This window comes from Geovibrio sp. ADMFC3 (assembly GCF_054687035.1).
The window spans coordinates 1020661-1032890 of the sequence record NZ_BAAFZG010000002.1 but is presented as its reverse complement, the minus strand read 5'-3'; the positions used below and the strand labels follow the sequence as shown (position 1 = coordinate 1032890).

Genomic DNA, 12230 nt, shown 5'->3' with positions numbered 1-12230 from the left:
CAGCTTTGTCTGCCGTTACCACTTTTGCTGCATTAAAAAAGGAGACAACGAATGAAATATATATTTACTTTGCTAATTATAATTACATTATTTACTATAACAGCTTATGCGGATGCTGAACATCAGCTGAAAGGCAGACACCTTGAAAACAAACTTAACTGTGTGGACTGCCATTCAGAAGAACAGCCGACAGGCAAAGCTCCTCAGGCGGCATGTAGAAGCTGCCACGGCGATATGAAAGACTCTGAGTCTATTATTACAAAAAATAGCTCAGGTCATGATGTTAAGCTTAATCCTCATGCATCACACGCGGGAGATATAAGATGTACAAAATGCCACTCAATACATAAAACCTCTGCACTGTTTTGCAATGAAGGATGTCACCATAAATTTGAACTTAATGTGCCTTAATGGCTGAGACAAAATGAATCTTGCTTCTAATTTTATTATAGTTTTATTGTTTTTCTTTGCAGAGTACGGAATCACGGTCAGTATGCCTATATACATAACAGAGGCACTGGGACAGGATGTTTCGTTTGCAGGATATTTTACAAGCATGTATGCGCTTTCTGCAATTTGTGCAATGTTTGTGTGCAGAGTTGTATCCTGCCATATTAACAAGATGCGGCTTTATTTTGCTGCTCTTTACCTGCTGGGGATTACTATATGTATGTATCCCTTTGCCGGCGGTATCTTTTTTGTATTTTTTCTCCGCTTTATCCAGGGGTTTTCCTCAGGGATGGTGCGTGCGATATACAACTCTGTTACTGCTGATGTAGTGAATAAAAAACATCTTGGTAAAGCAATCGGGGTGATCGGTTCGGCAACTATCATTGCGATGATGGTTGCACCACCGGTTGCATTTGCAGTTTCCGGCGCCTTTTCTATGACAACTCTTTTTCTTTGTCTCGGAGGTTTGTGCATAGTCGCATCCTGTTTTGTATTCCTTATCCACACAAAATCAGAGAGCTTTTTACGGTCAGAACAACCAAAACCGGAGCTTGAGATGCAGACAAATAATAAGCTTTACTTCTTTGTGCTTCTCAAAACAATGAGTTCCATGGGATACGGGCTTTTTATATCCTTCGCTGTATTATATGCAAAATCCGTAGGCGGGTTCAATATAGGTTTTGTTATTGCGGCGTATGCTCTGGCGAGCTTTATGGCAAGGCTGCTGACAGGCTTTTTTACAGACAAGTTCCATGTGAAGATTCTGCTTGTGTTCTCCTACTTTCTTCTTTTTGCAGGTTATATGGTATTTTCATTTAATACAATGCCGACGCTCCTTTTCGGCGCCTTTATCGTGGGAGCGGGAAGCGGTATCGAGTCCACTGTTCTCCCTACAGCGGCTTTCAGAAGTTCCGCTTATTCAACTTATCTGAAAACTTCATCTGTGTTTGCATTATCGATCGCAACGGGGATCGGACTAAGCTCTGTGGTCGGGGGAATGCTTTTTAGAGGGGATTTCAGAATACTGTTCATATTCAGCGGGATGATTTACCTTCTCCTGATTATGATTGTGATTGCCGAGTATTATTTCCGCCCTAAAATACAGCTTGCCGGAAGCGGACTTGGTGCAGAACAATTAAAACACTTCGGCTGAAAGCGATAACCGGTTGATTCATGAGTGTGGATATGGATAATTGCGGTATCGGGCGGCTCAGTCTGGAAGGAGATTTTTATAAGATTTTTTTCGCATTGTTCGGAATTAACTTTCTTATAAATCTTGGCTTCAGCATGTCTGACTCATTTTTGTCCATATATTTTAATGAGCTTGGAGCCACAGCTTCTCTCATCGGTGTTTCCGCATCATCATACCAGATATCCAAAATATTTTTCGGCTGGTTCATGGGGCATACCTTGCTGCGGTTTGGCAGCAGGGCTGTTTTACTGACAAGCATCATCACATTCGGAACTGTTTTCTTATTAATGACAGTGTTTAACGATGTTTACGCAGTTGTAGCGCTGAGGATTCTGCTTGGTTTCGCCTGTGCTGCTTTCCGCCCGGTATTATACGGTATTCTCAACTGCGAGCTTGATCATGTTGGATTACCAAAAGGAAATATTTTCGGCTCTTTTGACACTTCCTATTATTTGTCACTTGCTTTTGGACCTCTGGCAGGCGGGCTTCTTAAAGAAAAGTTTGGATTTACCTTTCTTTTTGCAGTTTCATGTCTACTTTGCCTGATTGCTATGGTCGTTTATCTGTTCATTATTTCAAAAAACACGTCAAAGCATATAGATATGGAAGAAACTTATTATTGCAAAAGATCAAAGTCTGAAGCGTTTTTTTACTTTTTTATTGCAGGAAAATCAGTGATGCTTGCCTGTTTTCTGATATATTTTCCGCTTTATCTCACAAATGAGCTGAACATGAACACTTTTCATGTGGGTATGCTTCTATCTATTCCGTCAGTGGTAATGGTTTTAATGCTGAAAACAATGGGAAGGCTTGCGGATAATGTGCCCTATGATACGCTGGTGCTTTCAGGAGGGCTGATCTCTTCTGTTATCTTTTTGTTTCTGCCTTTTACCCATTCTTTTGCTGCCGCTTTCCTGCTTGTAGGGATTTACGGTTTTTCCGGTGCTGTTTCCCAGCCTGCGAGTATGCTTATGCTGTTACGGGATAACGAGGACAACATCGCATGTGTTATCGGCAGGGTGAACAGCGTTATGGGCTTAAGTTTTGCTTTAGGTGCATTGTTATGCTCTTTATTAACGGTGTATCTGTCAATCAGAGCAACAATTATAAGTACAAGCATCATCAGTCTTTTTTTCATGATTATTTTCACTGTTTCTGTAATAGAACGCAAAAAACATTAAAAGAATATATCGCCGGCCATATTTTTCACCTTGAGCTTACCGCTTAATCGTTATATATATAACTACATAGCGCTATCTGCGCAGACTGTAAGATATATAAGGAGATATAATGGGCTGGCTTGCAGATTTGATTGACTACGGGGTCATTGGTTTTCTTATTTTTCTTTGTTTCATAGCGGTAATGCTTGGTGTGGAACGTGCTTTGTTTTTCCGTAAAACAGATCCTTCGCTTTATAAATCCCGCAAGGAACTCGAACTTGTCCTCATGAAAAATCTTCCGTTTATCGGTACTGTTGCCAGCAATGCACCTTATATCGGTCTTTTGGGAACAGTTCTCGGCATAATGCTGACTTTTTATAATGTGGGTGTAACAAATAATATAGAAACCGGCAAAATAATGGTCAGCCTCTCTCTGGCGCTGAAGGCGACTGCGGTGGGGCTGGTGGTGGCTATCGTTGCTGTGGTGCTTTACAACACTCTCTCCGGAACAGCACGCAAGATATTGATGAGATGGGATATAGACAATGAAGGATAACTTTTCAGAAATCAATGTAATTCCCTTGGTTGATATCATGCTTGTGCTTATAACCATAGTGCTGGTAACTGCAAACTTTATGGTGAAAGGGATAATCCCTGTGAATCTGCCTGAGGCGAACGCCGAAAATCCTTCTATCAAAGAATCTCTCCAGATTGATATGACTAAAGAAGGGAACCTGTATCTGAACGGTGTGCAGGTGTCCATTGAAGATTTGCCGGAGATGCTTGCATTCAAAGATAAAAACACGCCTGTTTTGATCAGCGCTGATAAGCAGGCGACAATACAGCCTTTTGTTTCCGCTGTTGAAGCTATCAAAGACAGCGGGTTCACAAAGGTAAGTATCCAGACAGAACGTTAGAGCTTATGAACTACTTAAAAGGATTTTTCGTATCACTTCTTCTGCACGGAGCAGCCGCTGGTCTTCTTTTTGCGGGTCAGATGAATATGACTCCTGCTCCTTCTGTGCCTAAAACAATTGATATTTCTGCATTCACTGTGGCAAAGGCTGTTGAAGAGGCAGCACCGGCCGCCGCTCCTTTACCGGAGGTATCTCCTGAACCTGTTAAACCAAAACCTGTTGTTAAGCCTAAGCCAATTAGCAAGCCGAAGTCTAAGACGAAACCTGCTGAAAAACCAAAACCGATTGTGAAACCTGTTTCTCCGCCGCCTGTTCCTGTTTCAGAACCTGTTCAGGAGAGTGAATCTAAGTATGTGAGTGATTTTGGTGATAAGGAATACGTCCCTGTGAATGTCCCTGTTAGTCCTGAACTGCCTGAATATGACGGTTCCGGCTATGTGAGCGGGGAAGAGGACGCCGCAGAGGAATCCGGAACAGAAACAGCCGGAACGGGCAGTGGAAAAGGGAAGGGGGTAGGCAGCGGAAATATAGCTGAAGCTTATATGCAGATTAACCTCGCAGGGATACGCAGAAAAATTCATGACAGTCTGGAATATCCGACAGTAGCCAGACGTATGGGTATGAGGGGCACATCCGCAGTTAAGTTCCGCATACACACAGACGGGAAAGTGGACGATGCCAGCATACATTCATCAAGCGGTTTTAAACTCCTTGATGAAGCAGCCAGACAGGCAGTTCTGGATGCCTCGCCTCTGCCTTCTCCGTCTGAAACTGTGTACGTTGTTCTTTCTGTAAGCTTTGCTCTGCGCTAGGGGTTTAATATTTTGCAGAGAGTGTCAGCGAGAATGTGCGTCCCGCCTGCGGATAGAACTGTTTAATTTCATAATATTCATCAAAAATATTCGTCACACTACCTGAAACAGACATATACCTGTTTATGTCATATGAGACTTTGATATGTGCCAGAACATAGCTGTCCAGCACTTCATCACCTTCTGTATCAGCATATCGGGAGTCGATATATTCCGCTCTGGGTATGATGCTGAGTTTATCTGTCGGTGCGATTATCATATAGCCATTGGCGGTGATCTCGGGGTAATAGTTGATTTCATTCACTGTTTTGTCTGATGATTCGTCCATAGTATATTTATTGACGGAGAATGCAGCCCCGCCGCCTATATACCTGTTCAGAAAGACTTCTGTTCCCACTTCAAAACCGTAAAAGCTCACCTTGTCGAGATTCACAGTATAATCAACAAGAGATGACGGATGGCTTGGGTTGGGTATTTCCATAGTAACTATCTTATCATCAAGCTGGCTGTAGTAAATTGCGGTATTCAGCCGTATTTTGCCGAAATCTCCTTTGTAGCCCAGCTCATAATGGTCAGCAACTTCCGGTAAAAGTTTGGGATTGGGAAGTTCTCTGCCGAAACGGGTGGAATAACGTTGTGACATTGTGGGAAAATGGTTTTTACGTGCATATGTGAGACGAAGCTCATGATCCTTTATGAACTCGTAAAATACCCCCAACTGTCCTGTGACAAGCCACTGGTCTTCAGTTTTTACCACAAACTCCTTTTCGCCTATAAGCTGGGCGAAGTCGTTGGATTTGCCCCAGTATTCCTGCGGCTGAAGAGCGTCATAGCCAATTCCCGCAACCAGTGTCAGATTTGATACGGGGTTAAAGGTGTATTCTGCACCCAGTGAGATTGTATCTTCTTTGATATATATCTCTTTTTTGTCGTTTCTGAGCCCAGTGTGCTGTTCCCGTTTGAAGGTAGCGGCTGCCTGTATTCTGTTTTTGGTGTTGAACATCCATCCGGCTGTGATTCGTCCTCCGGCTGTATATTCATCATAATCCGAAGGCGGCGTACTCACTCCCGCTTCGTAGCTGGGCATGTTGTAATACTCTATTAGGCTGTTGTCATATTTGTCATAGTGAGCCATGGCATCAAGGGTGAACTTTCCTGAACTGTATGAACCTGATAGAGAAACACTTTCACGTTTCCAGTTTGTCCAGTCCCACAACAGATAATTCTGTATATCTGTTTCCGGCGGCGAGACTCCTTTATCAGAATCCAGCAGGGTGTATGTTGCCCATATATCAAGGCTCTGTGATGGAGTTATTCCGGCGAGGAGGGTGTATTTAGTATCTGTTGAGTCGGAGAATAGTCTTTCACCCGACTTTTGGGGATTACTTATCTTAGGTTCAAAGTCATCAGAAAGCCTGAAGTGGTCAATATCACGGTATTGTGCAGTTGCCTTCAGGTAGAATTTGTCCTGCTTTGTGCCGACACTTGTCAGGTAGTAACTGGCGGAGTGTTTGTAGATGCTGTCTGTTTCAAATGTTGCGTCAATGCGTGCTTCAAATTCTTTTTTCGGTTTAGCTGTGTTCATAAGCACCGCTCCGCCGAGGGTGTTTGCGCCCAGAAGCATTGAGCTGTAGCCTTTTTGAATTGTCACGCTTTCCAGATCTCCGGTGAGTATCCTTGCCGCATCACCGTCACCTTTGTATGGATTTGCTATGACTATTCCGTCAACAAAAACCGGCACACTGTCAGCTCCGAAGCCACGCACAGTAAATGATGAATCATCTCTCCTGCCGCCGCCGGAGAGGATTACGCCGGGGGTGTAGCGAACCGCCTCCCAAAGATCATAGGCATTGTCTCTGTCCATGTCTTCTCTGGTGATTACGTCTCCGGTTGTCTGGGTTTCTACCACATCAATTTCTAGGGTGTATATTTTATCATCTGAATTGTTGTTTTCTGCCGCAAGGGCTGCTAGTGATGAAATTAAAACTGTCAGTATAGCTAACGTCTTTTTCATTATCGAATTCCTCGTAAAAATAAGTCAGGCGGCACAAGGGGTGCCGCCGTTTAAGATTTAGTCAAAAGAAGGACCGACATCTATGAGTGTAGGGTAGGGTTCTTCTGTTGTCGCATCGTTCCAAACTTCGTTATCGTTGAAACCGCAAGCAGACATGTAGGAGTTAAAGAGTGATACATAATTTGCGGGGGCAACTGCTGTGCCTTCTGAGTAAGCATCAGTGATTTTAACTGTGAGAGGGAAGATGTCTTCATTCAGTGCCATTCCGTCTTTCGACCAGTTGCTCTGTCCGTAAACAGGAGTTGATGAGCCCTGATTGTTGAATACCTTGTATATTGTTGCTTCACCGGGTTTTGCCGGGTTTTTTATAGCGCGTATTTCATCCACAAGTGCAGCATTGCAGTAAACGGTTTTTGTGGGGTCTGCTGTATAGCCTGTGTTTATTACACCTGCTATACTGCCTGCCTGATAACCTTGAACAACGTCACTCACTGCGTATGTGTTGTAGACTCTGGCGTAGCTTCCGCTGAGGTAGCCGACAACACCTGAACCTGTGCCCTCTGCAAGAACAGAGAGAATAACCATACCGCCTGAGGGTGCGGGTGAGGATGTGAGCATTACGGAAACGTTGGTTTTGGTGTATGAATCATAAACTGCGCCGTATGTTCTGCCTATGAGACCGCCGACGTTTCCTGTTCCGATGATGTCTCCTTCAAAGTAGTTGGAGAAAGCGTCAGCACCTATTATCTCACCAACGAGTCCGCCCATGACTTTGGATGTTTCCGCATTTACATCACCCTGAACAAAGCTCTTGGAGATAACTGTTGTGTCTGCCTGACCCACAAGACCGCCGATGAGGTCGGAGTTGTCAAGGTTAACAGTTTCATAGGTGCTTACGGTGACATAAGCTGCTGTGTTAGTGATTGTGCCGCCGTTGGCATAGCCCACAAGCCCGCCTATTTTGCTTACGCCGCAAATTACGCCTTCAACGCTAACGTTTGATATTGTGGTGTCGATAGCCTGACCCGCAAGGATTCCTGCATTTTCAATATCAGCGGTGCAGTCACCACCGACTGCGGCATTGTCAATGATCAGGTTTTCAATTGTTGCGCCGTCTGTCACACCGAAGAGACCGATGCCGGCTGCTCCGCCAATGGTCAAGCCGTTGATGGTGTGCCCGTTACCGTTGAGTGAACCGGTGAAGGGTGTGGAAGCATCTCCAAGAGGCGTCCACGGATTCATAAGATCAATAACAATATCGTTATCAAGTTCGTAGCAGTCACTCAGATCAGATTCAATATCCTGTAAATCAAACTCATCGGATATTGTGTTGCAAGTTGCACCTGCTGTCAGAGAAACGAGTGTGAACAGTCCCAATATTAAAAGAAGCTTTTTCATAGCAAACCTCCTATGAAAATAAAAAGTTAGGTTAAACTGCAGTTTTTTTTAACGACTGCTTTTCCTTGCCGTGCCGAAAACAACAATTCGATATATTTTAATAAATATAACGATCCGTAACATGAAAAATCTTCAACGTAAATCATTATTTTTAATGATTATCATTACTTATTGCTCCTGCTTTGTTTTTGGCTTTCATGGCAGTCAGATAAAAAACAGACCGCACCCATACGGAATGCGGTCATTAAAAAATATATCAGGGTGTTATGAGGTGAGCGGGCATAGCTATATTCCGCTGCCTTTCAAGGTCAAGACCTTTCAGTATGGGGAGCTTATAATCTCTGGAAGCGAAATCAACATCCCATATATCCGTATCCCAGCCGACACTTTTTATTACTCCCCCTGCATCAACAGGGTCAGTGAAAAACTCCGGTGTAAGCTCGGCGGGGGTAATGTCTTCGCCGAACAGGCTGTCTCTTCCCGTATTATTTTTTGCCAAGGGGGTATATATACTGCCTTTCAAGTCAGCGGCGTTTGCGTCATATAAAAGCAGTTCCATCCCTGACAGCGCATAATTATTAGTCTGGTTAACGTTGTAATCAATTGTGGCGTCTCTGTCACGTCCTGTCGTTACTCTTATTACGTATGCGCTTCTTCCCACCAGTGTACGTGTTAAAGCGATGCTGTTTTTTACTGCGGGAGTATTTGCTCCATTATTGCCGCATGCAACACCTGCACTTTTCATTTTTGAGATTATTGACTCTGCTGTACTGTAGCAATTTTCAACAGTATAAACACCACTTCCCGATCCGGCTACTATGCCTCCCGCATAGTTGGCCGCGGCAGTGGATGAATTTGTAATACTGCCTGCAAAGTACGAGTTTTTAACACTTGCGGCGTATACTGCAATACCTCCCAATAACCCATTTTCTCCTATGTTCTCTATTGTTGCTGTCGAGTACGATTGATCTATTGACGCGTTACCTAGGGAAACAATACCTGCCGCAGCCCCATATGCGATTGATACTGTGCCGGATGTCGAGCAGCGTTCAATAACAGATTGTATTCCATCCGCTGCGAGCAGTCCGGCGTTTGTTGTTACAGCCTCCGATGAACTGGTGATGCTTCCTTCTACATGCAGATTCTTTACTCCTCCATCAAGAGTGCCGAAGAAACCGGCGTTAACCGAACCTGTTAACGTCGGGTCAACAGTTATGGTCATACCTGTTACAGAGTGTCCTTTGCCGTCCAGAATCCCTTTAAAGTTAATGGGAGTCCAGTTTTCTATACCGCTTAGATCAAGGTCGCTCAACAGCTCAAAGTGTCTGGCAGAATCAATATCAGTATAGGGAGCAAGGGCAAGCAGATGATCCAGATTTTCTATGGGGTAGGGGTAGCCCTCACTGCCGTCAGACACCACAAGGGTGTATTTCAGGGGAGTGTATTCATCTCCTGTGTAGAGCGGGAGGAGGACGGTGTGGCGTCCGCCGGTGATTTCCATATCCTCATCAAGAGTCAGGCGGATTTTGTTTCCGAATATCTCTGCTGTGACATAACCGTTCATCAAGTAGATTTCCTCAAGCCCCATTGTGATGTTCTCACCTTCCGGCAGGTCAATAAGAACTGTGTTGTCGTAGGGGTCTGCTTCTGCGTCTCTCATATCCATGAAGATATAGCTTACGGCACTTTTTCCGTTAAACTCCGCAGGAACAGGCTCTATAAAGAGAGAGGCTTCCTGCTCTGCCGTATCAGAAGCCAGAGTGAGGCTGACCCCCAGTGACGATTCCGGCTCAGGCAGACCGGAGGCAGTAGTTATAGTAAACTCCGCTTCACCTTTGTAGTCCGTGGTGAATACTGAAGGAGTTATGGTGAGGTTTGTTCCGCCGTTTTCGGTTACGGTTACTGTTTCTCCTCTTATGGGTTCTGTGCCTATTCTAAGTTTTATTTTTGCTGTTACAGTATCTTCGTGATAAAGGTGCTCAGGCATATCCACAATGATTTCTGCCTGCGGCTCTGCCGGAGTGTCACTGCTGCTGCTGTCACTGTCGCAGGCAGTAAACAGAGCAGAGGAAGCAAGCAGCAGAAGCCAGAACAAATGCTTTGTTATATTGAGCTTTTTCATAGTTTTTCTCCTGAATTTCCGCTTGTCATCTTAAATGGGACGGCATGTCAAACGAGGTCTGTGTGTTTACATTATGGCTTTTAAGCACAGGGAGCTTGTATGAGCGGGAATCGAAATCGAAATCCCACACATCAGGATCCCAGCCCAGAGTCGTTATGAAAAAATCCGGGGTAAGCTCCGCAGGCGTGATGTCTGCTCCGTTTATTCCCGTGTCGTCAGACGAATAAGCCGCTGTTCCGCCGATCAGCATCTCTCTGAATGCGTAGTTTGAAGGACCTGTGGTGCTTGTTATTATTCCCATGTCCTTGCAGATTCTTGCCGCACCTGTGGGTGTGTCGTAAGTTATTGCGGCATTAAGGGCAAGGGTAGATGTGTATGTGGAGGCAACAGAAGAATAGGTGTTATCAACAGAACCAAGGAGTCCGCCTGCTGTGGGCAGGCCCGGCGGATAGAAGTCTCCGCTTGATATGCTTCCAGTTGCGTACGAATTGATGATTGAGTTGTCGCTTGAAGCTGCATATCCGGCTATTCCTCCGGAGTCTTTTCCGTGTACATTGCCTGTGGCGTAGCTGTCTTTAATTGTTGCCCTTGATATTCGCCCTGCCAGTCCGCCGGACTGACCTCTTCCTAAAGCGTCCGAGTTTGAAAAGCAGCGTTCCATAAGACCATTTGTACTCAGTTCACCTACCATTCCGCCGATATTGCCCATGTAATATGAATAGTCTGAGTAGTTTACCGATATACTTGCTCCACCGTAACTGTCGGTTATTGTGCCGCTGGATAAACCGGCGATACTGCCCAGAATGGGAACAAAAACATAGGTTGCCTTAAGGTCACCTGAAGCATTGATGAATTGTGCTGTGCTATTGCCCAGTGAGCCTGCAAGCATTCCCTGTCTGGAGTATTGGCAGTTTGTAACATCTATTTTTCCATTCAGGGTGATGTTCTCAAATGTGCTGCCTGTGGCTAATCCGGTTATAAGTCCTGAATAGCTGTGTATATTGTTGCCTGCGGCGCAGGAAACGGTTACTGAGGCATCCTCTGCTGTAATATTCTTTATAGTTGAATTGGCTGTATAAACAGACAGGATAGCTGATCTGTAATAAGGTGATCCGCCGGATGTTCCGCTTGTTGGATTATTAACACTGCCCTTAATAGTGAGGTTTTGTACTGTGGCATTCTGGAGTGTTTCAAAGATCTGTTTTCCTGTGGCAGTCACGGAATGACCGTTTCCGTCAAGAGATCCTTCAAAGTTAACTGGAGCCCATATATCTTCCAGCTCTATATCCGCAAAGAGTCTGAAATGGGATGTTTTATAGAGATCACGCCCCATATTTTTCATTTCACCATACTGAACTATGGGGAAGGGGTTTTCTTCTGTTCCGTCACCGACTCTGACCACTACTTTGAGGGGTGAGGTCTCATCTCTGTCCGCAATGCCGACTTCGTAATCGTACTCACCTGCGGATGCAGTTGTGATAAAGCTGCCGTCGTAGCCCACTGTCACTTTTTTCGGAGAGACGGTGAGGGTTATTCCGGCGGCTATCTCCTGCTGTGAAGGAATAAGCACTGCTCCGTCCGGCACTCTGAATATGGTTTCGAGCTTTGTGCCGGGAATTGCGGAAGCGTATATATCAACTTCTCCGCCGAAAAGGTTCAGATCCCACGGTTCGATGCTGTAGGGGAGAGAATAAGCTTCTCCGCCGAGGCTGACATTATCGCCGTAGAGGATGAATGACATGGTTCCGTTGCTTCCGTTTACAGAAACAGCATTTACACCGACATTTACACTGGCTTTGCCGTCCGTTCCGGTTTTTACGAAGAGGGGAAGCTCCAGAAGCCCGTCTTCATCTATAACCTCAAGGTCTCTGTTTGTTATAGGGCTGCCGGACGAATCGGTAACAGAGATTGTAAAACTGGATGGAGTGCCGTATGCGAATGATAACGATTCTATTTCATTATCTCCGTCATAAAATTTTACTGACTTTACGTTATCAGCATCGTCAGAAGAGCTTCCCGAACTGCCGGAGCAGCCGGAAACTGCCGCTATCACGAGAAGCAGCAGAAAAAAAGATAGTTTTTTCATATCTGAAACCTCCGAGTTTCAAATGCAGTATGGATAATTTAAACAAAGGGCTCCTTCACTGAGTTATGAAGAAGCCCTT

Annotated in this window: 10 protein-coding genes; 6 read left to right on the top strand and 4 right to left on the bottom strand. The window is 44.8% G+C overall.

Features of this window, described 5'->3' with window-relative positions:
* The first annotated feature begins 51 nt into the window (after positions 1-51).
* The 6 genes from ACYRYY_RS05205 (at position 52) to ACYRYY_RS05180 (ending at position 4531) form a co-directional block, all read left to right on the top strand.
* Positions 52-411 carry a cytochrome c3 family protein gene (locus ACYRYY_RS05205; protein ID WP_460214496.1) on the top strand — a complete coding sequence of 120 codons (360 nt, stop codon included), beginning with the start codon at positions 52-54 and terminating at the stop codon, positions 409-411.
* Between the two features lie 13 nt (positions 412-424).
* Entirely contained in the window at positions 425-1603 is a 1179-nt protein-coding gene (locus tag ACYRYY_RS05200; RefSeq protein WP_460214495.1) for an MFS transporter, read from the top strand.
* A gap of 32 nt (positions 1604-1635) precedes the next feature.
* Positions 1636-2823 carry an MFS transporter gene (locus tag ACYRYY_RS05195; RefSeq protein ID WP_460214494.1) on the top strand — a complete coding sequence of 396 codons (1188 nt, stop codon included), beginning with the start codon at positions 1636-1638 and terminating at the stop codon, positions 2821-2823.
* A gap of 109 nt (positions 2824-2932) precedes the next feature.
* Positions 2933-3358: a TonB-system energizer ExbB gene (gene exbB / locus ACYRYY_RS05190; protein ID WP_460214492.1), complete on the top strand. Its 426-nt coding sequence runs from the start codon at positions 2933-2935 to the stop codon at positions 3356-3358.
* Positions 3348-3719 (top strand): ExbD/TolR family protein, encoded by a 372-nt coding sequence (locus tag ACYRYY_RS05185; RefSeq protein ID WP_460214491.1) that lies wholly within the window; start codon positions 3348-3350, stop codon positions 3717-3719. Before exbB ends, ACYRYY_RS05185 begins: the two co-directional genes overlap by 11 nt.
* A gap of 5 nt (positions 3720-3724) precedes the next feature.
* On the top strand, positions 3725-4531 hold the full coding sequence (locus tag ACYRYY_RS05180) for an energy transducer TonB (RefSeq protein ID WP_460214490.1): 807 nt from the start codon (positions 3725-3727) through the stop codon (positions 4529-4531).
* A 4-nt stretch (positions 4532-4535) separates the two neighbouring features.
* On the opposite strand, the gene ACYRYY_RS05175 is transcribed toward ACYRYY_RS05180, so the two are convergent.
* The 4 genes from ACYRYY_RS05175 to ACYRYY_RS05160 form a co-directional block, all read right to left on the bottom strand.
* Positions 4536-6545: a TonB-dependent receptor gene (locus ACYRYY_RS05175; protein WP_460214489.1), complete on the bottom strand. Its 2010-nt coding sequence runs from the start codon at positions 6543-6545 to the stop codon at positions 4536-4538.
* Between the two features lie 57 nt (positions 6546-6602).
* Positions 6603-7943, bottom strand: coding sequence for a M26 family metallopeptidase (locus ACYRYY_RS05170; protein ID WP_460214488.1), 1341 nt, complete (start codon positions 7941-7943; stop codon positions 6603-6605).
* Positions 7944-8199: 256 nt separating this feature from the next.
* Positions 8200-10065, bottom strand: a complete 1866-nt coding sequence (locus tag ACYRYY_RS05165; protein ID WP_460214487.1) for a hypothetical protein — start codon at positions 10063-10065, stop codon at positions 8200-8202.
* 25 nt (positions 10066-10090) lie between these two features.
* The gene (locus ACYRYY_RS05160) at positions 10091-12151 is read right to left on the bottom strand and encodes a hypothetical protein (protein ID WP_460214486.1); all 2061 of its coding nucleotides are present in this window, start codon (positions 12149-12151) and stop codon (positions 10091-10093) included.
* Positions 12152-12230: the final 79 nt, after the last annotated feature.